Annotated in this window: 22 protein-coding genes; 15 read left to right on the top strand and 7 right to left on the bottom strand. The window is 70.9% G+C overall.

From position 1 onward, the window contains the following. Positions 1-11: 11 nt before the first annotated feature. Positions 12-599 (bottom strand): DinB family protein, encoded by a 588-nt coding sequence (locus QSK37_RS47320; RefSeq protein ID WP_285635481.1) that lies wholly within the window; start codon positions 597-599, stop codon positions 12-14. A gap of 62 nt (positions 600-661) precedes the next feature. Between QSK37_RS47320 and QSK37_RS47325 the strand changes: the two genes are divergently transcribed. The 3 genes from QSK37_RS47325 to QSK37_RS47335 all read left to right on the top strand — a co-directional run bounded on the left by QSK37_RS47325 (position 662) and on the right by QSK37_RS47335 (position 3199). Beyond that, a complete protein-coding gene (locus QSK37_RS47325) occupies positions 662-1648 on the top strand; it encodes a helix-turn-helix transcriptional regulator (protein ID WP_285635484.1) in 987 nt (328 codons plus the stop codon). Positions 1649-1726: 78 nt separating this feature from the next. Next, positions 1727-2920 carry a calpain family cysteine peptidase gene (locus QSK37_RS47330; RefSeq protein ID WP_285635485.1) on the top strand — a complete coding sequence of 398 codons (1194 nt, stop codon included), beginning with the start codon at positions 1727-1729 and terminating at the stop codon, positions 2918-2920. Between the two features lie 6 nt (positions 2921-2926). Then, positions 2927-3199 carry a DUF6406 domain-containing protein gene (locus QSK37_RS47335; protein WP_285582982.1) on the top strand — a complete coding sequence of 91 codons (273 nt, stop codon included), beginning with the start codon at positions 2927-2929 and terminating at the stop codon, positions 3197-3199. A gap of 9 nt (positions 3200-3208) precedes the next feature. Here the strand turns inward: QSK37_RS47335 and QSK37_RS47340 are convergent, their stop codons facing one another. After that, on the bottom strand, positions 3209-4021 hold the full coding sequence (locus QSK37_RS47340; protein WP_285635487.1) for a crotonase/enoyl-CoA hydratase family protein: 813 nt from the start codon (positions 4019-4021) through the stop codon (positions 3209-3211). A 134-nt stretch (positions 4022-4155) separates the two neighbouring features. Here QSK37_RS47340 and QSK37_RS47345 point away from each other — a divergent pair, with 134 nt between their 5' ends. Genes QSK37_RS47345 through QSK37_RS47370 form a run of 6 tightly spaced genes read left to right on the top strand, consistent with a single transcriptional unit; the run spans position 4156 to position 11094 of the window. Beyond that, entirely contained in the window at positions 4156-5697 is a 1542-nt protein-coding gene (locus QSK37_RS47345) for an acyl-CoA synthetase (protein WP_285635489.1), read from the top strand. After that, positions 5684-6622 (top strand): Zn-ribbon domain-containing OB-fold protein, encoded by a 939-nt coding sequence (locus QSK37_RS47350; protein ID WP_285635490.1) that lies wholly within the window; start codon positions 5684-5686, stop codon positions 6620-6622. Before QSK37_RS47345 ends, QSK37_RS47350 begins: the two co-directional genes overlap by 14 nt. Next, positions 6619-7674, top strand: a complete 1056-nt coding sequence (locus QSK37_RS47355; RefSeq protein WP_285635496.1) for a thiolase family protein — start codon at positions 6619-6621, stop codon at positions 7672-7674. The genes QSK37_RS47350 and QSK37_RS47355 overlap by 4 nt, the downstream gene beginning before the upstream one ends. After that, positions 7667-8824 carry a thiolase domain-containing protein gene (locus QSK37_RS47360; protein ID WP_285635499.1) on the top strand — a complete coding sequence of 386 codons (1158 nt, stop codon included), beginning with the start codon at positions 7667-7669 and terminating at the stop codon, positions 8822-8824. The genes QSK37_RS47355 and QSK37_RS47360 overlap by 8 nt, the downstream gene beginning before the upstream one ends. Positions 8825-8843: 19 nt before the next feature. Next, positions 8844-10433, top strand: a complete 1590-nt coding sequence (locus tag QSK37_RS47365) for an acyl-CoA synthetase (RefSeq protein WP_285635502.1) — start codon at positions 8844-8846, stop codon at positions 10431-10433. A 22-nt stretch (positions 10434-10455) separates the two neighbouring features. Next, on the top strand, positions 10456-11094 hold the full coding sequence (locus tag QSK37_RS47370) for a hypothetical protein (protein ID WP_285635504.1): 639 nt from the start codon (positions 10456-10458) through the stop codon (positions 11092-11094). A 15-nt stretch (positions 11095-11109) separates the two neighbouring features. On the opposite strand, the gene QSK37_RS47375 is transcribed toward QSK37_RS47370, so the two are convergent. Continuing rightward, positions 11110-11541 (bottom strand): hypothetical protein, encoded by a 432-nt coding sequence (locus tag QSK37_RS47375; RefSeq protein WP_285635507.1) that lies wholly within the window; start codon positions 11539-11541, stop codon positions 11110-11112. Positions 11542-11746: 205 nt separating this feature from the next. On the opposite strand from QSK37_RS47375, the gene QSK37_RS47380 reads away from it, so the two are divergent. From QSK37_RS47380 to QSK37_RS47400, 5 genes are all read left to right on the top strand, one after another. After that, positions 11747-12220 carry a MarR family transcriptional regulator gene (locus tag QSK37_RS47380; RefSeq protein ID WP_285635510.1) on the top strand — a complete coding sequence of 158 codons (474 nt, stop codon included), beginning with the start codon at positions 11747-11749 and terminating at the stop codon, positions 12218-12220. Between the two features lie 89 nt (positions 12221-12309). Next, positions 12310-13377, top strand: coding sequence for an adenosine deaminase (add, locus tag QSK37_RS47385; RefSeq protein WP_285635513.1), 1068 nt, complete (start codon positions 12310-12312; stop codon positions 13375-13377). Positions 13378-13486: 109 nt separating this feature from the next. Then, the gene (locus QSK37_RS47390) at positions 13487-13822 is read left to right on the top strand and encodes a YbaB/EbfC family nucleoid-associated protein (RefSeq protein WP_285635516.1); all 336 of its coding nucleotides are present in this window, start codon (positions 13487-13489) and stop codon (positions 13820-13822) included. A gap of 4 nt (positions 13823-13826) precedes the next feature. Beyond that, positions 13827-14213, top strand: a complete 387-nt coding sequence (locus tag QSK37_RS47395) for a hypothetical protein (RefSeq protein ID WP_285635518.1) — start codon at positions 13827-13829, stop codon at positions 14211-14213. A gap of 10 nt (positions 14214-14223) precedes the next feature. Further along, positions 14224-14922, top strand: a complete 699-nt coding sequence (locus QSK37_RS47400; protein WP_285635521.1) for a hypothetical protein — start codon at positions 14224-14226, stop codon at positions 14920-14922. On the opposite strand, the gene QSK37_RS47405 is transcribed toward QSK37_RS47400, so the two are convergent. The 4 genes from QSK37_RS47405 to QSK37_RS47420 form a co-directional block, all read right to left on the bottom strand. Beyond that, complete coding sequence (locus QSK37_RS47405) at positions 14919-15593, bottom strand: hypothetical protein (protein WP_285635524.1); 675 nt, start codon at positions 15591-15593, stop codon at positions 14919-14921. The two genes, QSK37_RS47400 and QSK37_RS47405, sit on opposite strands and share 4 nt — an antisense overlap. A 20-nt stretch (positions 15594-15613) precedes the next feature. Next, complete coding sequence (locus QSK37_RS47410; RefSeq protein ID WP_285635526.1) at positions 15614-15982, bottom strand: hypothetical protein; 369 nt, start codon at positions 15980-15982, stop codon at positions 15614-15616. 4 nt (positions 15983-15986) lie between these two features. After that, positions 15987-16328 (bottom strand): YbaB/EbfC family nucleoid-associated protein, encoded by a 342-nt coding sequence (locus QSK37_RS47415; protein ID WP_285635528.1) that lies wholly within the window; start codon positions 16326-16328, stop codon positions 15987-15989. A 128-nt stretch (positions 16329-16456) separates the two neighbouring features. Continuing rightward, positions 16457-17569 (bottom strand): NAD(P)H-dependent flavin oxidoreductase, encoded by a 1113-nt coding sequence (locus tag QSK37_RS47420; RefSeq protein ID WP_285635530.1) that lies wholly within the window; start codon positions 17567-17569, stop codon positions 16457-16459. A 205-nt stretch (positions 17570-17774) separates the two neighbouring features. Between QSK37_RS47420 and QSK37_RS47425 the strand changes: the two genes are divergently transcribed. After that, positions 17775-20603, top strand: coding sequence for a helix-turn-helix transcriptional regulator (locus QSK37_RS47425; protein WP_285635532.1), 2829 nt, complete (start codon positions 17775-17777; stop codon positions 20601-20603). Positions 20604-20789 lie beyond the last annotated feature (186 nt).

Below are 20789 nucleotides of genomic sequence, written 5' to 3' on the forward strand. Positions count from 1 at the left end.
CGTCCTTCCGGTCAGCTGGACTTCTGCCCGTCGAGCGTTTCGCGCAGGATGTCCGCATGTCCGGCGTGCTGGGCGGTCTCCGCGATGATGTGCATGAGCGTCCGGCGTACGCTCTGTGCCGCTCCGGACTCGTGCCAGGGGGCCTCCGGCAGCGGGTGCGCCGCCGACAGGTCGGGGACGGCGGCGATGACCTCCTCGGTCCTGGCGGCGACCTGCTCGTAACGCTCGAGGATCCCGGCCAGCGTCTCTCCGGGCAGCATCCGGAACTCGTTCTGGTGGTCGATCATCCACTGCGGGAACTCGCGTGCCGTACCGGCCGCGATGTCGGCCCAGGTGACACCTGAGGGCAGGTCGTAGCGCATCGCCGACGGGCCCTCCAGCACGAAGCGTGTCCAGGCCTCCTCGGTGGACGCGACGTGTTTGATCAGGCCGCCCAGGCACAGCGCGCTGACCGTCGGCCGCTCGCCGGCCTGCTCGTCATCGAGCCCACGCGTCGTGTTGATCAGCGCGGCCCGCGCGGTCGCGAGCTGGGCGAGCAGGTCGGTGCGTTCGGCGTCCATGATGATCGACTCCTTCTGGTCGTTGTCGTTGTCCGGCACGAGAGGACGATCGCAGGGGAAGAGGACAGGGTGTGGCCGCTACTCGCGGCAATATCGGAGACATGCCGAAGACCTCAGCCCGCCTGCTGTCACTGCTCTCGTTGCTCCAGGCGCGCCGCGACTGGCCGGGGGCGCTGCTGGCCGAACGGCTGGAGGTCAGCCCGCGTACCGTGCGCCGCGACGTCGACCGCCTGCGCGAACTCGGCTATCCGATCGTGGCCGCGAAAGGCCCCGACGGTGGGTACCGGCTCGGCGCCGGCACGGATCTGCCCCCGTTGCTGTTCGACGACGAGCAGGCCGTCGCGCTCGCCGTCGCGCTGCAGGTCGCCACCACGAGCGGCGCGGGAATCGAGGAGGCCGCGGCGCGCGCGCTGACCACCGTCCGGCAGGTCATGCCCGCACGGCTGCGCCGGCGGATCGACACCCTCAGGGTCACCGCCGTCGAGCGGCCCGCGGCCCGTCCGCAGGTCGACAGCGGGGTTCTCATGGCGCTCAGCGCCGCCGTCCACGCGTGCGAGGTGCTGCGCTTCGACTACGCCCCCGCGTTCCCGGCGGGCGAGGACGACGCCGACGGCCCGCCGCGCCGGGTGCAGCCCCACCATGTCGTCACCTGGGGCGGACGCTGGTACCTCGTCGCCTGGGACCTGGACCGCGACGACTGGCGCACCTTCCGCGCCGACCGGATCACCCCGCGCACTCCCACCGGCCCTCGCTTCACTCCACGCGAACCGCCCGGAGGAGAGGTGGCCGCCTTCGTGGCCGGAAGATTCCAGGGCTCCCACGACTCCGGCGGCTCGCCCTGCCGCGGCGAGGTGATCCTCGGCCTCCCCGCGGCGGACGTGTCCCCCTACGTCCGCGACGGAGTCGTGGAGGAACTCGGTCCGGACCACTGCCGGCTCATCCTGGGCTCGTGGTCCTGGCCGGGCCTGGCCGCCGCCATCGGCAGATTCGACGCCGACATCGAGGTCGTCGGACCACCCGAACTCAAGGACGCCTTCGCCCGCCTGGCCCACCGGTACGCCGCCGCGGCCGAACTCCCGCACCCGTGAAGGTCCCCGGCCGGGTGACGACCCGGGGCCGGTGCGCTTACGTTGGTGTCCCGCTCCATTCGTACCCCCGGGGGAGAAATGGCGGCGACAGACGGCACCACCGACGCCGAGCAGGTCGAAAACGGCAAAGCAGCCGATCGCCCACCGCCCCCACCAGATCACCCCGGCCAAGAACCAGAAGGTGCTCCCTCTCGGAGGGAGGCCCGCAGAGCACTGGCCGCCGCAGAGGGCGTGAGCCGAGAAAACGACCGGGCGGCCCCAGGAGGCCCGCCGGACGCCCGGGCCGAAGATCGGCCCCTGGAACGAACCGACGAGCCGTACGAGGTCAAGCCTCCGGAGATCGTCCGTGACTACTACCCGGAGATACCGCCCACCGCGCAAGACCGCTATTTCGTCCGCGACCAGTTGAACCCGGTGCCGCTGTTCGACGGCGACCCGTCACGCGACCAAGTCATCCAAGGCCAGGTCGGCGATTGCGGCGTCGTCGCCACCATCGGTGCGGTGGCCGCGCACCGGCCTGAGGCGATCAGAAACGCCATTGAGCAGATCGGTGAAGGTACGTACGAGATCACTCTGCATGAGATAGCCGAAGCCACTCCCGGCGATCCCGTCGCCCGGCCCGCCGGGCGAACGAGAACCTTTCTGGTGAACGACGAACTCCCCGTCAGGACCGACCGCTCCACTCGGCCGCCTGCCGGAATCGACGTGGAGTCATGCGGATGGCCCGCATTGATGGAGAAGGTGATCGCCGCGGAGGATCAGACCTGGGACCCGCCGAAGAAAGACGACTGGGATCAGGCGTGGACCGGATGGCACAAGCTCTCGGTCGATCGGGACCGGGCTGAGGCCGGACTGGGCCCGGCTCCCGACGAGGCACCGACGGGGTACAACCGTCTCGACATCGGCTCGACCGCTTACGAACGCGCCGACCTTCTCACCAGGCTGACCGGCGAAGAAGCCGAAGTACGCCCGATCCCCGGCGAACGGCAGGGCGAAGACGCGCTGCTGGGAGCCTTCGGAAACCAGTTGGACGCGGGCAAACCCGTGCTCGTCGGTACGCGAAACCGACGCGCGGCCACGGAGCGACTGCCGGATGGGATCATCGCCGGCCACGCGTACGAAGTGACGAAAGTGGAGAACGGCAGGATCCATGTGCGCAATCCTTGGGGCTCTGATCACCCGGAGCCGATGACTCCGGAGACCTTCTGGGAGTACTACCGTGGATACAACCCCGACGGCACTCGCGATGGCAACTACACGACACTGAAATGAGCGATGATGACCGATCATCTGCCTGACACGATCGAACTTCGCGAAACCGTTCCAGACCGGCTCGGGCGTGGAGTTGTCATCGGTGGGGACACCTATGTTGACGATGAGGGCCGGCTGGAGATCCGTCTCGCCATCAAGGATGATGCCGGAGAACGCAGCATCCGGCGGCACGAAGGGGATGTCTTCGAATTCGCCGGTGCGGACTGGCGCGTAGCGAGGATTTCCGGGCCGGCCATGGGCGGCCGGTCGCATATCGCGACCCTTTCCAGGGTCGAATAGCCCTCGCGTTCACCGGCCTTTGAAGTCGGGTGGGCGTTTCTCGCGGAAGGCGCGGGTTCCCTCCTTGGCGTCCTCCGAGGCGAAGACCGGCCAGCCGATCTCGTCGGAGATCTTCAGGGCCTGGTCCTCGTCGAGGCCCTCCGTGCGGCGGTGGGTGCGCAGGATCGCCTGGACCGACAGTGGGCCGCAGGCGGCGATCTGGTCCGCGACCTCCCGCGCCACCCGCAGTGCCTCCCCGGCCGGCACCACACGGGTGATCAGGCCCATCCTCAAGGCCTCCTCCGGGGTCACCGAGCGGCCCGTCAGCAGGATGTCCATCGCCCACGTGTACGGGATCTGCCTCGGCAGCCGCACCGCCGAGCCGCCCATCGGGAACAGGCCGCGTCTCGCCTCGTACAACCCCAGCGTCGCGCCCTCGGCGACCACGCGGATGTCCGTGCCCAGCAGGAGTTCGGTGCCGCCGGCCACCGCGTGGCCCTCGATCGCGCTGATCAACGGCTTGCCCGGCCGGGTGTCGCGCAGCAGGCCCTTCCAGTGGAAGTCGGTCAGCTCCGCCGCCCGCCGGCGGACCCGTTCGTCCGCTGGGGGCTCTCCCATCGCCTTCAGGTCGGCGCCCGCGCAGAACTGGCCGTCCGCGCCGGTCAGGATGCCGACGCGTACCTCGTCGGTGGCGTCGATGTAGGCCCAGGCGTCGGCCATGCCCACGAGCATCTCGGTGCTGAGCGCGTTGCGCGCCTCGGGGCGGCGCATCGTCACCGTGACCACGTGCCCGTCGCGTTCGACGGTGCAGTGTGCGGTGCTGATCGGCAGCAGCTCGGCCATGCCCGTCTCCTTCGCCGCCCGGCAAACAAGAACGGATTCTAGTATTAGGCATGCGCATCGAACAGGCCTTGCTCACCAAAACGAGAACGTGATCTACTGCGGTTCCAGGCACCTCCACGCGTGGGAGGGATTCGATGGGTTCGCTGGGCTTTTGGCGGCTGGCCGCGAACGATCCCGGCTGGGTCGCGGCGGTCGATCCGGACGGCACCACGTACACGGCCGGAGAGCTCCTCGCGCGCGCCAACCGCCTCGTCCACGGCCTGCGCGGCCTCGGCCTGAGAGACGGCGACGGCATTTGCGGTCTGGTGCCCAACGGCGTCGACGGTCTCGTCCTCTACCTCGCCGCGCTCCAGGCCGGCTGGTACTACACCCCGATCAACTGGCATCTCACCGGGCCCGAGATCGAGTACATCGTCGCCGACAGCGAGGCCAAGGCCTTCTTCGTGCACACGCGCTACGCCGCCCAGGGCGTATCCGGCGCGGCCGGGATCGAGAGCCGGTTCGCGATCGCGGGTGAGCTGCCGGGGTTCCGGCCGCTGGACGACCTGGTCGACGGACGGCCCGACACGCCGCCGGACCGGCGTACGGCCGGCGCGACCATGCACTACACCTCCGGCACCACCGGACGGCCGAAGGGCGTACGCCGGGCGCTGTCCGGCATCGACCCCGACGACGCGGCCGAGCTGATGACGTTCCTGCTGACGTTCTTCGGCTTCACTCCGGGCCCGCCCAACGCGCACCTGGTGACCTCGCCGAACTACCACACGGCGGTGACCCAGTTCGGCGGCTCGGCGCTGCACATGGGCCACACGCTCGTCTACATGGACCAGTGGGACGCCGAGGAGACCCTCCGGCTCATCGAGCGGTACGGGATCACCAGCACCCACATGGTGCCGACCCACTTCAAGCGGCTCCTGTCCCTTCCCCGCGACGTGCGGGAGCGCTACGACGTCTCCTCGATGCGGTGGGCGATCCACGCCGCCGCGCCCTGTCCGGTACCGATCAAGCAGGCGATGCTCGACTGGTGGGGCGACTGCGTCTGGGAGTACTACGCGGCCACCGAGGGCGGCGGCACCATCGCGAGCCCGCAGGACTGGCGGGAGCATCCGGGCACCGTCGGCAAGGCGTGGCCGATCAGCGAACTGCTGATCGTGGACGACGACGGCGCCGAGGTGCCCACCGGGACGCCCGGGACGATTTACATGAAGATGGCCGGGATCGAGTTCGAGTACAAGGGCGACGAGGAGAAGACGCGGGCGAGCCGGCTCAAGGACCACTTCACCGTCGGCGACATCGGCCATCTCACCGAGGACGGTTTCCTGTTCCTGTCCGACCGCAAGGCCGACTTGATCATCTCCGGCGGGGCGAACATCTACCCGGCCGAGATCGAGAACGAGATCATGGTCCACCCCAAGGTCGCCGACGTCGCGGTCTTCGGCATCCCCGATGAGGACTGGGGCGAGCAGATCAAGGCCGTGGTCGAGCCGGCCGCCGGCGTACCGCCCGGCCCGGCGCTGGCCGAGGAGATCCTCGCCTCGCTCGAAGGACGGCTGGCCCGGATGAAGTGGCCCAGATCGTTCGACTTCGTCGAGCACATGCCACGCGAACCCAACGGCAAACTCCTCAAGCGCCGCCTGCGCGATCCGTACTGGAAGGATCGGGATGCCCCAATTTGACTCGCTGACCGCGGATCACGCGCTCGAATTCCCCGGTGGCTACACGCGCTCGGTCGGGCCGGTCATCGGGCGGTTCCTGACCGAGTTGCGCGACGGGCGGCTCGTCGGGGTCCGTACGGCCGGCGGCCGGGTGCTGTTCCCGCCCGTGGAGTACGACACCGACGGCACTCCGGTCACCGGGGAGTTCGTCGATGTCGGGCCCGAGTGCACGGTCGGGGCGTACGCCTGGGTGCCGCGTCCGCGCCCCGGTCATCCCCTCGACCGGCCGTTCGCGTGGGCGCTGATCACCCCGGACGGCGCGGACACCGCGATGCTGCACGTGCTGGACCTCGGCGTCTTCGAGGCCGGGGCGAAGCCGCCGAAGACGCTGCGCGCCGGGCTGCGCGTACGCCCGAAGTGGCGGGCGGAGCGTACCGGCACGGTCGGCGACATCGAGTCCTTCCGCCCCGACGTGACGATGATCAACGCTCCGGTCCGCGCGGACTACCGGCTGAGCGCGGGGCGGGCGCTGAGCCGGTTCCTCGGCGGCGTCGCCCAGGGCCGCCTGCTGGGCCACCGCTGCGGGGTCTGCGGCAAGGTCTACGTGCCGATGAAGGGAATGTGCCCGGTCGACGGCGTACCGACCACCGAGGAGGTGGAGGTGCCCGACACCGGCACGGTCACCACGTTCGCGGTCAACAACATCCCCGACCCGCGCGCTCCCGACGTGCCGTTCGTGTCGGCGTACGTCCTCCTCGACGGCTCCGACATCGCGATGGTCGCGCTGGTGGCGGGCCTACCGGCCGATGAGGTGCGGATGGGCATGCGGGTACGCGCCGCGTGGCGCCCGCGCGAGGAGTGGGGCCAGACGATGGCGAACATCAAGTGGTTCGAACCCACCGGCGAACCCGACGTCCCGTTCGACGACATCAAGGACCATCTATGAGGGACATCGCGGTGGTGGCGTTCGCGCAGACCGAGCACCAGGGCGAGGACTCCGGGCTGTCGGAGGTCGAGCTGCTCGCCCCGGTCATCACCGAGGTGAAGCAGAGCACCGGCCTGAGCCGGTTCGGCTTCACCTGTTCCGGGTCGCTCGACTACCTCGCAGGGGCGCCGTTCTCGTTCGTCTCGGCGCTCGACGCGGTCGGCGCGTGGCCGCCGATCTCCGAGAGCCACGTCGAGATGGACGCCGCCTGGGCCCTGTACGAGGCGTGGGTGCGGCTGCGGCACGGCGACGTCGACACCGCGCTCGTGTACGGGTTCGGCAAGTGTTCGCAGGTCGTACGCGAGGACGGCGAATCGGGCCTGCCGGAGCTGATGACGCTCCAGCTCGACCCGTACTACCTGGCGCCGCTCGGCCCCGACCAGACCTCCCTGGCCGCACTCCAGGCGCGGGCGTACCTCGATGCCGGGCACAAGGAGGACGACCTGCGCGCCGTCGCCGTGCGCTCGCGCGCCGCCGGGCGCGCCAACCCGTACGCGCTCGACCTGGCCGAGCCGGGTGAGGAGGAGTACGAGGTCGCGCCGCTGCGTCCGTCGGACTGCCCGCCGGTGACCGACGGCGCGGCCGTGATCGTGCTGGCCGCCGGCGACCGGGCCCGCGAGCTGTGCGAACGGCCCGCCTGGATCCGCGGGATCGACCACCGTACGGACGCGCACGCGTTCGGCGCCCGTGACCTGGCCCGGTCGGAGTCGGCCGCGCTCGCCGGGGAGAGGGCGGGCGCCCGCGACGTGGAGGTGGCCGAGTTGCACGCGCGGTTCAGCCACGAGGAGCTGATCCTGCGCGACGCGCTCGGCCTCGGCGACGACGTGCGCGTCAACCCGTCCGGCGGGCCGCTGGCCGCCGACCCGGTCATGGCGACGGGCCTGATCCGGATCGGCGAGGCGGCGAACCGGATCCGGAGCGGTGAGGCGGGCCGGGTCCTGGCCCACGCGTCGCACGGACCCTGCCTGCAGTCGAACCTCGTGTGCGTGATGGAGGCGCAGAACCATGGGTGAGGCGTGCGCCGTGATCGGCGTCGGGCAGACCCACTATCGGTCGCGGCGCAATGACGTCTCGATGGCCGGGCTCGTACGGGAGGCGGCGCTGCGGGCCCTGGAGGACGCCGGGCTGACGTTCGGCGACATCGACGCCGTCGTGGTCGGCAAGGCGCCCGACCTGTTCGAGGGCGTGATGATGCCCGAGTCCTACCTCGCGGACGCCCTCGGCGCCCGGGGCAAGCCGATGATGCGCGTGCACACGGCGGGCTCGGTCGGCGGGTCCACCGCGCTGGTCGCGGCCGGGCTGGTCCAGGGCGGGGTGCACGACCGGGTGCTCGTCGTCGCGTGGGAGAAGCAGTCGGAGTCGAACGCCACCTGGGCGCTGTCGACGCATCCGCCGCTGACGCCGTCGATCGTCGTGGGCGCCGGCGGCTACTTCGCGCCGCACATCCGCGCGTACATGCGGCGCACCGGCGCGCCCGCCCACATCGGCACGCTCGTCGCGGTCAAGGACCGGCAGAACGCGCTGAAGAACCCGTACGCCCATCTGCGCATCCCCGGCATCTCACGTGAGATGGTCGAGTCGACGCCGATGCTGTGGGAGCCGATCCGCTACCTGGAGACGTGCCCGTCCAGCGACGGAGCCGCCGCGATGGTGCTGGCCTCCGCGGACGCGGCGCGCCGCGCGCCGAACCCGCCCGCGTGGGTGCACGGCGGGGCGATGCGCTCCGAGCCGATCTTCTTCGCCGGGCGCGACACGGTGAGCCCGCGGGCCGGACGGGACTGCGCGGCCGACGTGTACGCCCAGGCGGGCATCACCGACCCGCGCTACGAGCTCGACTGCGCCGAGGTGTACGTCCCGTTCTCCTGGTACGAGCCGATGTGGCTGGAGAACCTCGGCTTCTGCGGCGCGGGCGAGGGCTGGAAGCTGACGGAGGCCGGCGCGACCGCGCTCGACGGCGACATCCCCTGGAACCCCTCCGGCGGCGTGCTGTCCTCCAACCCGATCGGCGCGTCGGGGCTGATCCGGTTCGCCGAGGCGGCGCAGCAGGTGCGCGGGCTCGCCGGCGAGCACCAGGTGGACGGCGCGCGACGGGCGCTCGGCCACGCGTACGGCGGCGGCGCGCAGTTCTACGCGATGTGGGTGGTCGGTTCGGACCGGCCCTGAGCGACCGGCGGAGGACGCGATGGAGTTCAACCACGCCGACCTGTTCGAGGGACTCGCGGACGCGATCGGGGACCGTACGGCTCTGGTCGCCGTAGGTCGGCCGGACGCCGCGGACGGCGTCGTCCGCCTGACCTACGGCGAGCTGGACGCGCACGCCAACCGGCTGGCCCACCATCTGGCGGAGGCGGGCGTCGGCCCCGCCGACCACGTCGGCGTGCACCTGTACAACGGGCTGGAGTACGTCGCGACCGTGCTGGCGGCCCTGAAGATCCGCGCCGTGCCGGTCAACGTCAACTACCGGTACGTCGAGGCGGAGCTGGCGTACCTGTACCGGGACGCGTCGCTGGTGTCGCTGGTCTACGACACGGTGTTCGAGGACCGGGTGACCGCCGCGGCGCGGAAGGCACCGACCCTGCGGCACCGGGTGGTCTGCGGCGGGTCGTCGCCGTCGGCGGTCCGGTACGCGGACGCGCTGTCCTCGTCATCCGCCGCGCGCGGCTTTGCGGCGCGTAGCGGCGACGATCTCTACATCATCTACACCGGCGGCACGACGGGAATGCCGAAGGGCGTGATGTGGCGGTCCGAGGACCTGTTCATGGCGTTCGGCGGCGGCAACCCGTACGGGGAGCCCCGCGCGACGCCGCAGGAGGTGATCGACGCCGCGCGCGCCTCGGGCGGCGTGACCATGATGACGACCGCGCCGCTCATGCACGGCGCGGCCCAGATGACGACGTTCCTGACCTGGTGGATGGGCGGGACGATGGTCTTCAACCGCCGGTTCACCGCCGCGGAGACGCTGCGGACCGTCGAGCGGGAGAGGGTCGTCACGGTCGGCATCACCGGCGACGCGATGGCCCGGCCGCTCGCCGAGGAGATCGCCACGGGTGAGTACGACCTGTCCTCGCTGGCGGCCATCAGCTCGACCGGCGCGATCCTGTCCGGCGCCGTACGGGAACGGCTGCAGACCCTGCTGCCCAACGTGATGATCATCGACAGTTTCGGCTCGTCGGAGTCGGGCTACACGGCCTCGGGGGTGGAGGGCTCCACGCCCGAGTCGGGCCTGCGATACCGGCCGAACAACGCGCATATTCAGGTGCTGGACGAGAGCCTGCGCCCGGTCGCGCCCGGCTCGGGCGTCATCGGACAGGTCGCCAAGAGCGGCCCGATCGCCCTGGGGTACTGGAACGACCCGGAGAAGACGGCACGGACCTTCGTGGAGGTCGACGGCACGCGCTGGCTGCTGACCGGCGACATCGCCACGGTCGAGGCCGACGGGACGATCTCGATCTTCGGACGGGGGTCGCAGTGCGTCAACACGGGCGGGGAGAAGGTCTTCCCCGAAGAGGTCGAGGCGGTGCTGAAGGGCCACCCGTCGGTCTTCGACGCGGTCGTCACCGGGATACCGGACGACCGCTTCGGCGAACGCGTCGCCGCCGTGGTCCAGCCGTACGACGAGGCGCCCGCGACGGCGGACCTGGACGCCCACTGCCGTGCCCGGCTGTCGGGCTACAAGGTCCCCCGCACGTACGCTTTCGTGGAGCGGATCGAACGCTCCCCCGCGGGCAAGGCCGACTACCGCTGGGCCCGTAAGGTCGCCGAAGAGGCGTGACACCGCGAGTGGACGGGGACGCATGGACGGCTTCGGCCGGAGACTTCGCGCGACACGGACGTTCGCGGCGGAGCGCGGCTGGACCTTGGCCGCCTCGGGCGCGGACGAAGGCGTGCTCCTCGATCAGCTGCGGGGCGAGCCGTTCCACCCGCCCGAGTGGCCTCCGGACGCGTTCCCGTACCCGGTGCCCGGCCGTCATCGCCACCGGCTGTCGGACGCGATGCGCGGCGCGTACCGCGACCGGTCCGCGGTCGTCTTCGCGTACACGCGTGAGCAGGAGATCCTCGATGACGGCTTCGGGCGCCGCGGGTGGGAGCACTCGCGTCACTGGATCGCCGCCCTGCTGGACCTGCCGGCTCCGGTACCACGCCTGCAGGTGACGCCGCGCACAGCGGTGCTCCCCGCGCGGCCGGGTGTCACGATCGGCGATCCGCGCGTGGACGAGCGGTTCCACGTCCACACCGACGACCCCGCGTGGGCGGGCTCGGCACTGCGGGGCCTGGCCCCGGTCCTGCTCGACGGGCCCGCGTGGCGGATCTCGGGTACGGCCATCCTGACGTGGACCTGGGCCGGACCGGTGCCCGGCGTTCCACTCGACCAGGTCGACGCCGCGCTGGAGCGCCTGGCCACGATCGCCGGGCGCCTCGTGCCACCGGCCTGAACCGGGGGCCGGCGCTCAGGCGGCGGTCGCCTCCGCGGCGCGGGCCTCCCAGACGAGGCCGAGCTTCGGCTCGTCGTCCGGGACGTCGGCGTCCTTCGGCAGGCTCCAGATCACCTCGTACGTCACCGTGTGGTCGCGGCCGTCGCCGTGGCCGGTCCAGCGGCCGACGCCCTGGTCGTAGCACGTCCGGCCGGTGAAGTCGGCCAGGGTTCCGGTGAAGACGGGGAACGGCATGAGGGACGGGGTGCTCTCGAAGATGGAGAGCCGCAGACGCTGAGCGAGGGGGCCGGTCGCGTCGCCCTGGGAGTACATCGCGACGCCGGCGTCGGCGGGGCCGTTGAAGGTGACGGTGACGGAGACGGCACCGCGCTTGCCGGGCTCGACGCCGTTCAGGGGCAGCCAGGTGGCGGACGTCACATCGTCGGTGAGGGTGATGGGTCGGGTCATGCGACGCACCTCGATTCAGTTAGGCAGCCTAATTAACATAACCCGCACTGACCTGCGGATATTCCACCGACAGCGTGACCCGAGCGGCGTCAGAGACCACGGTTGCGAGGGCGACGCACCGTACGGGCGCGTGCACTCGGAGCGGTCCGCACGCCGGTAAACTCGAAGGCGACACTCTCTATCTCCGAGAGACGAGGTGGGTCCCATGCCGGCGCCCGACCGGGAGCGCCTCATCGAAGAGCTGGGCCACCAAGCGCGCGCGAGCACCCTGTGGACGGTTCTGCTCCACAACGCCATCGCCAGCAGGTCGGGGATCAACGTCACCGACATGCAGTGCATCAACCTGCTCCAGCTGCGCGGCCCGATGACGCCGGGGCAGCTGGCGGACGCGATGTTCCTCACCACGGGCGGGGCGATCACGGCGGTGATCGACCGGCTGGAGAAGGCCGGCATGGTGCGCCGCCGCCGCGACGAGGACGACCGTCGCCGGGTCATCGTGGAGGCGGCCGAGGGCGGCGCGACCGCGGCGCTGAGCGCCCGCTTCGCGCCGGTGGCCGAGCAGTACGGCAAGCTCCTCGAGTCCTACTCCGACGAGCACCTCGCGGTGATCCTCGACTACCTGAAGCGCACCAACGAGGGGTCCCCGGAGATGATCGAGCAGGTCCGGCAGCTCGGCTGATCTCCGCCTCCGGGAATCTGCCATCTTTGTGTCAGATAGGGCGCTTTTCCCTCGCCTAGGCGGATTTGCCGCTGTTAGCTTCGGATTCCATGACACCCAGCGAGGGAGCGCCCGCGACGGCGCTGGACGCCTTCATCGACGCCCTGCCCAAAGTAGAACTTCACGTTCATCTGGTCGGTTCCGCCTCAGTGCCGACCGTGCTCGAACTGGCCCGCCGGCACACCGGCCACATGATCCCGACGGATGAGGAGTCGCTGCGGAGGTTCTATGAGTTCCGCGACTTCCCGCACTTCGCCCAGGTCTACCTCGCGGTCAACGGCCTCATCCGCGAGCCGGAGGACGTCGCCGCCCTCGTCGTCGGCGCGGCCCGCGACCTCGCCGCGCAGAACGTCCGCTACTTCGAGCTGACCGTCACGCCGTACACGCACGTCGTCACGATGGGCATGCCGGCGACCGGGGTCACCGAGGCACTGGACATCGCCGCCCGTGAGGTCGCGGACCTGATCGAGGTCGCGTACGTCTTCGACATCCCCGGCGAGTACGGCGACGAGGCGGCGCGGGCGACGATCGACCACGCGCTCACCCATCCGCCGCGCGCCCTCATCGGCTTCGGGATCGGCGGCGTCGAGCAGGACCGGGCCGGACACGAGGAGGCGATCCGCGACGCGTTCCGCGCTGCCGTCGCGGCCGGTCTGCACAGTGTGCCGCACGCCGGCGAGATGAGCGGGCCGGAGACCATCTGGGAGGCCGTCCGCGAGCTGCGCGCCGAGCGGATCGGCCACGGCATCCGCTGCGTCGAGGACCCGGAGCTGATGGCCCACCTGCGGGAGACGCAGCTGCCCCTGGAGGTCTGCCCGACCTCGAACGTGTGCACCCGGCAGGTGCCCTCCATCGCCGCGCATCCGCTCCCCCGGCTGCTGGAGGAGGGGCTGTACGTCACGCTGAACAGCGACGACCCGCCGATGTTCAACACGACGCTGACCAATGAGTACCGCGTCGCCGCGCGCGACCTCGGTCTCGGCGCGGACGGCGTGGCCGAACTGGCACGCAACACCGTACGCGCGTCGTTCCTGGCCGAAAACCGCAAGCAGGCGATCCTCGACGAGCTGGACGCCGTACGGGCCGCCGGGCCGATCGAGGCCGCCGGAGCGGAGTGAGGCCGGCATCCCCCTGAGCCGAGATGCCCGAAGAAAATTTGAAATGTCACTGTCCGCCCGGATACGTCGCTAGCGTCACCTCCAATCACCGACCTACCGGGATGGAACCGTGGCCGAGGCCGTCAGCGACTCATCGATCACCGCCACCGCGGCCGACGGTCTCGTGCGCGTCGCCCTGCGCACCGACGGCCGCGTCCAGGCGATCACGCTCGCCCCGCAGGTGAAGCGCCTTCCCGTCACCGAGCTCGCCGACGCGATCGTGGAGGCGGTGTCGACGGCGCAGCAAGAGCTCCTCCGCCGCGTCGCCGAGGCGCGGCGCGAGGCGAGCCGCGACGCGGCCGAGCGCCTGTCGGCGGAGTTCGACCACATCAACGCCGAGTACCTGCGCAGGACGGCGGTCTACGACGCTTTCGGCACCGAGATCCTCAAGCGAATGGAGGGCTGACGGGATGGGAGAGGACCAGCGGACGCTCACCGCCGACCAGACCATGCTCGGCAAGACCGAATGGGCGCTTCGTAGCACCCCCGAGGGGGCCTATGACGCGCACGTCGCGCTGACCACCATCGAGGACCCCGCCACCCGCGCCGCTCTGCCGACTCACAAGGGATACGGGACCGAGACCTGGGAGTCCGACCCCGACTTCCGTACGCAGCACTTCTCCCAGCGGTACAGCCGGTTGCTCTACAGCCTCTACTGGGCCGACCAGCGGATCTCCCAGGAACGATTCATCACCGCCGACAGCCTTCGCCTGATGGGCTCCCGGTACACGGCGGCCGAGGACCAGAGCCTGCGCGCCGTGTTCGACGTGCCGCTCCCGCCGAAGCTGACCGACTGAGGAGCGTGCGGTGCTGAAGATGCCGGACGAACTGGCGGAGACGGCGAAACTCGCCGGGTACCAGCCCCCGGGCGTCGACGAGGACATCCTGCGTGAGCTCGCCACGGCCTGGACGTCGGCGGCCGGTGACTTCACCGCGAACGCCGACTGGCCCATGAAGCAGCCCGGAACGGTGTGGGATCCGGACGCGTCGTGGGTACGCGGCAAGGACCGGCCGCTGGACGCGTTCGTCGAGTTCTATGAAAACTATCCGCGCAAGCACTACCACACCGTCGCCGCCCAGACCGGGCCGGTGGCCGGGGCGCTGAACAGCATCGCCGGGATCATCCTCACCCACCGGAAGGCCGCCTACGCCGCCCTCGAAGCCGCCCGGAAGAACCTCTCCCGCGACGGCCACATGTTCGGCGCCAAGTACGTCACCGTCCTCGGCATGCACCTCTACCTTCCCGGCCTCACCGGCGAGGACAGCGACCTCGTCGACGAGGACTTCGGGACGGTCGACGCCCTGAAGGACCAGCTCGGACGGCTGAACCAGCAGACGCAACAGTCGATCAACGCGCAGGTGAAGATCATCGACCAGGCCGGCGCGGCGCTCGACCGGGTCGCCGACAACGCGGCCAAGGCGACCGCCCCACTGCCGAACGGGCCGGAGTACGTCTCGTCCGGCGTTCCCAGCAGCTACGAGCACTGGGTGGAGCACGGCCGCTAACGGCCGCCGTGGGAGACCCAGTACTGGTAGTCGTCAGGCGTGCTCTTCGCGTAGTCGGATCCGCCGGGAAGCGCACCGGTCGTCTTCGTGGCGTTGTCGGAGACCCCGTCCAGCGCGCTCGTGGCGGCGGTGATGATTTTGACCTGAGCGTCGATCAGGTCCTGCGTGTGCCGGTTCAGCTTCTTGAGCGAGTCCATCGCGGCATTGATCGCCGCCGAGTCGGTGTCCACGTCGGACTCGCTTTCACCCTTGACGTGAAAGAAGAGCACCGTGTGGTAGGCGCCGCCCAGCATGTGCCCGCCGCGAGAGAGCACGTCCTTGGTGGACTTCAGCGTCTCGTACGCGGCCTTCTTGTGGCCGGCGATGATGCCGGCGATGTTGTTCAGTGCTCCGGCCACCACCGGCCCCTGCGCCGCGACGGTGTGGAAATGCTTACGCGGGTAGTTCTCCCAGAAATCGGTGAACGCGTCGAGCGGGCGATCGTTCCCTCGTTCCCAGGTGGTGGTGGGGTCCCAAACACTCCCGGGCGCCTTCATGGGCTGATCCACCATGTTCTTGAACGTTTTCTCGGCCACACCCCAACTCTTGGCCAGAGAAGTGAGCTTGTCCTCGTTGATGGCGATCGGCGTGTATCCGACGAGACGCGCCGTCTCGACGAGATCATCCGGCATCTTTATCATCAGGCAGCCCTTCAGCCGTCCAGTCTCGGCGGGAGTTTCACATTGAAGACATCACGCTTGTTGTCGTCTTCGGTGGCCTCGAAGATATTCGCCATCTTCTCCAAGCACTCCTTTATCTCCAGCCGTTCATTGATGGTCAGAATCTGATCGGCCCGGAAAAGGCTGTAGCTGAGGCGACTGTAGGCCTGCGAGAAGTTCTGCGTCCTGGCGTCCTTGTCGGAGGCGAACTCCGTGTTCGACTCGGGATAGTACGGAATCTCGATGGCCAGCAGGTCGTCCCGATCTTGCAGGTAGTTGCCGTCCACCCCCCACATCACCGCGTCGCTCGTGTTCCGCAGCATCTTGGGGTCGTTGGTCAACGACCGCCCGTGATCTCCCATTGCGTCAACCGTCCATTCGTTTGAGGATCTCGGCGCCCATCTGCTGGTAGACGGCCGTCTGGCGGAGGTACTCGGCGTTGATCTCCTCGAGTTCGCGGGACAGGCGCTGCGCCGCCTCCTGATCCGCCTCGCGTCTGCCGTCGGCGACTCGCCGCAGCAGTTCCTCCTGCGCGGCCGACAGCGCCTCGAGGACGGCGTCGGCGATGTCGCCCATGGCGAGGCGCTTCGCCTGGGGAGCGATGGTCACGGACTTGATCAGACCGTCGGCGCCGAAGGAGACACGGACCATGCCGTCGGCCGCGGTCCCGGTGACCGGCGAGTCCTGGCGCTCGGAAGCTTTGCCCATCGGTTCCATCTCTGCCGGGCGGGCGGCAGCGGAAGCCGACCCGATCCTGAAAAGGATCATGCTAACGACGCCAGTCACGCATTTGGTGGGATATCTCGCAATGACGAATAACCCGGGCAGTCGACAGGTCAGTCTTCGGTGAACGCGCGGAGGCGCTCCATGGTCTCGATGTACTCCTCGACCATCTCGTAGATCACCCGTGAGACGGGCTTCACCTGGTTCATGGTGCCGACGATCTGGCCGACCGGGAAGGTGGTCAAATCGCCCGCGCCGGCGCGGTTGATGCGCTGGAGCGCGTCGGAGATCAGCATGAACTGCATCGGCATCGGAAGCGTGCCGGGCGACTCGGGCGACTCCCACGCGTCGGTCCACGCCGTCCTGAGCATCCGCGCCGGCTTCCCCGTCCAGGAGCGCGAGCGTACGGTGTCGCGTGAGGTCGCGGCGAGAAGCCGGTCGCGCGACGCCTCCGGCGTGTCGGCCTCCTCGACGGTCAGCCAGACCGAGCCGGTCCAGACTCCGTCGGCGCCGAGCGCCATCCCGGCGGCCATCTGACGGCCCCGCCCGATGCCGCCCGCGGCGAGCACCATCGTGTCCGGGCCGACGGCGTCGACCACCTCGGGGAGCAGCACCATCGTGGAGATCTCGCCCGTGTGGCCGCCGGCCTCGGTGCCCTGGGCGACGATGACGTCGACGCCCACGTCGACCTGCTTGCGCGCGTGCCGGGCGCTGCTGGCCAGGCCGGCGACGGTCACGCCGTGGCGGTGCGCCTCCTCGACCACGTCCGCGGGGGGCGGGCCCAGCGCGCTGGCGAGCAGCGCGATCGGATGCTTCAGCGCCACCTCGACCTGGGGACGGGCCGTGGCGTCGGTCCAGCCGAGCAGGTAACGGCCGACGCCCTCCTCGGTGAGCGGGGCGACGCCGTGCCGTTCGAGCAGGTCGTTGACGAATCGCCGGTGCTCCTCGGGGATCATGCTCTGCAGCCCGCTGAGCATCTCGCCCGCGTCGCCGAGGTCCGCGCCCTCGTACTTGGCCGGCATGACGACGTCGACGCCGTACGGCCGGCCGCCCGCGTGCTCGTCGATCCAGGCCAGCTCGGTCTCGAGCTCGTCGGGGGTGAAGTACAGAGCGCCGAGGACGCCCATGCCGCCCGCGCGGCTCACCGCCGCGACCACGTCGCGGCAGTGACTGAACGCGAAGATCGGATACTCGATGCCGAAGAGCTCGGTGACTCGTGTCCGCACGTCTCCGACAATACACACAGAAGTGGAACGCGTTCTAGTTCCAATCGTGGCCAGCCGGAGCGTACGCCCGTACGCCAGGTGGAACACGTATCAGAAACCCATGCGCCATCTGTCCGCAACTGGGGTGTTGACGGCGGTATGACCCGTTGTTAACTTTCGCGCCTGGGCTCTCGCTGAGAGTGCGGCGTCCGGAGGGCCGACGCGGATGACCGAAGCGATCGGAGTGGTCCGGGGCAGAGCCGGCCCGCAGGTGGCGGGACCGGTCGGCGAGCTCTCGGCGCATGCCCTCGTGGGCCGCGGACCGCTGCTGGAGGCGGCTCGCGCACAGCTCGCGGCCGGCAGCGTGCTGCTGACCGGCCCGGCGGGCATCGGCAAGTCCACTCTCCTGTCCGCGCTGGCCGCCGAGGTCACCGGCCACCGGATCCTGCGCTGCTCGCTATCGCAGACCGAGCACCACCTGCCGTTCCTCGGCCTCATCGACCTGCTGGCCGACACCGGCGACGAGATCCTGCACACGCTGCCCGCGCCGCAGCGCGCCGCCCTGGAGTCCGCGCTGCTCCGGCATACCGACCCGGTCGGCGAACGCGACGGCCTCAGTCTGCGGATGGCCGTGCTGGCCACCTTCCGCGCCCTGTGCGCGAGCGGCCCGGTGCTGATCGTGGTGGACGACGCCCAGTGGCTCGACGCGCCCAGCGCGGAGCTACTGGCGTTCATCGCCCGCCGCGCCCGCGGGCTGCCGCTGCGGGCCCTGGTCGGGCAGCGCACCGGTGCGGGAGGTTCCCGGCCGGAGCCCCGCCTGTGTCCCCCGCCGGTTCGCGCGTTCGACGTGCCGCCGATGACCGCGGCCGAGGTCACGCGGCTGCTCGGCGAGCTCGAGCTGCCACGTGCCGTCCTGGCGAAGGTGCACCGCGCCAGCGGCGGCAACCCGTTCTTCGCGGTCGAGCTGGGCCGCGCGCTCGCCGAACACGACGGGCCGCTGGACCCGGCGGCGCCGCTGCCCGTACCCGACGGCCTGCGCTCCCTCATGCTCGGCCGGCTGCTGGCCCTGTCGTCCGGGGCCCGGCGCACCCTGCTCACCGCCTGCGCGGCGGCCCGCCCGACCCTGGCCCTGCTGCGCGGCGCCGGGCGCCCCGACGCGGACGCCGACCTCGCCGAGGCGCGGGAGGCCGGCATCGTCGCGCCGGGCGAGGTCGTGCGGTTCACCCATCCCCTGCTGGCGGCCGTGCTGTACGCCGAGGCGCCCGAACGCGACCGGCTCGCCGTGCACGCCGCGCTGGCCGACGTGGTCACCGACCCGGTCGAACGGGCCCGCCACCTGGCCCTCGTCGCGCCCGGCCGCGACGCGGAGGTGGCCGCCACGCTGGACGAGGCCGCCGCGGCCGCCCGGCGGCGTGGCGCCCCCGCGGCGGCGGCGCGGCTCGGCCTGCTGGCCGCCGACCGTACGCCGCGGGCGGATGAGGAGACCGGGCTGCGGCTCACCGCCGCCGAGGACGCCCTCGCCTCGGGTGAGTTCGCGCTGGCCCGCGGCATCGCCGAAGAGGTCCTCGCCCACGCCTCGATCCCGGCCGAGCGCGTACGGGCCTGGATCGTGCTGCTCGACTCCGGCGGCCAGGCGCTCGCCGAACTGGACGACGTCTTCCCGCGCGCCCTCGCCGACGCGCGGGACGACCCCGCGCTGCTCGCCCCGCTGCGCTACCGGCTCGCCTGGCGGGCGTGGCTGGTGAAGGGCTCGGCGCCACGGGCGCGCGACGAGGCGGCCACCGCGGCCCGGCTCGCCGCCGAGGCCGGCGACCGCCGTACCGAGGTGCTGGCGCTGACCAAGCAGGCCCTCGCGGAGTTCCACACCGGACGGCTGGAGGCCGAACGGACCCTCGAACGCGCGCTGAGCGGCCCGCAGGACCCGGCCATCCGGTTCGACCACAACGGCCCGGTGTACCTCCGCCACCGGCATCACCTGCTGCACGACCGGCTGGAGGAGGCGCGGGCGGAACTGCGCTCACTGACGTACGCGGTGCGGCAGCGGGGCGCGGTGGAGGACCTGTTCATGTGCCTGTACGGGTCCGCGCAGGTGGAGATCTTCCGTGGCCGCTGCGACCGGGCGCTCGACCTGGCCGAGCAGTGCCTGCGGCTCGCCGAGGACAGTGAGCTGAGCCGGGGGCCGGCCTGGTGCGCGGTGGCCTTCGCCGAGGCCGCCGGCGGCGCGCTCGACCGCGCGCTGGCCGCGGCCGAGCGCGCCGTCGCGCACAGCGAGGACGACGGCGACCTGCTCTTCCTGCCGCACTCGCTGCACGCGGCCGGGCACATCCGGCTGCTGCGCGGCGACGCGGCCGGAGCCGCCGACGCGTTGCGCCGCGTCCGCCGGCTGGAGCGCGGGCAGGGCCTGGTCGAACCGGCGATGCGCCGCTGGCACGCCGACCTGGCCGAGGCACTCGTCGCCACCGGCGCGTCCGGCGAGGCGGCCGAGGTGATCGAGGAGACCCGGCGCGACGCCGTACGCCTCGGCCGGCGCGGGGTGCTGGCGGTGCTGGAACGCGCGTCGGCCCTGGTGACCGCGGCACGCGGCGATCTGGACGGCGCGGTGGAGGGCCTGACCCGGGCCGTGGAGACGCTGGCCGCCTCGCCGTACCCACTGGAGGAGGGCCGCGCCCGCCTGGAACTCGGCCGCCTGCGCGTCCGGATGGACGCCCCGGCGCCCGCACGCGAGTCGTTGCGCGCGGCGCACCGGGTCTTCACCCGCGCGAAGGCCGCACCGTGGGTGGCGGCGGTGACCGCCGAACTGGACCACCTGGACGTGGGCGCCCCCAGGCCGACGGCCGAGGCGGACGCGCTGCACACACTGACCGGCGTCGAACGACGCGTGGCGATGCTGGTCGCCGACGGCGCGACGAACCGCGAGATCGCGACCCGCCTGTTCGTGAGCGTGAAGACGGTGGAGGCCGCTCTCACTCGGACGTACCGGAAACTGGGCATCCGCTCCCGCGTCGACCTCGCCCGCCTCGCCGCCGCCCACCGCACCGGCGACCGTCCGGCCTGACACGGCGGTGCGAAGAGTGAGGATCGGCAAGCCGGTGCGGGCATCGGGGTGACCGTTCTCATCCTCGGGGTCAGCGTGCGGATTTCCATCGCCTCGTCGTGTTCGCGGGCGAGCAGGTACGCGCTGCGGAAGCCCTCCAGGCCGCGGAGGTGGCCGAGCACCTCCGTCGTGAAGACCTCGCGGTAG

The sequence above is a fragment of the Actinoallomurus iriomotensis genome, assembly GCF_030269445.1.
In the GTDB taxonomy this organism is placed as follows: Bacteria; Actinomycetota; Actinomycetes; order Streptosporangiales; family Streptosporangiaceae; genus Actinoallomurus; species Actinoallomurus iriomotensis.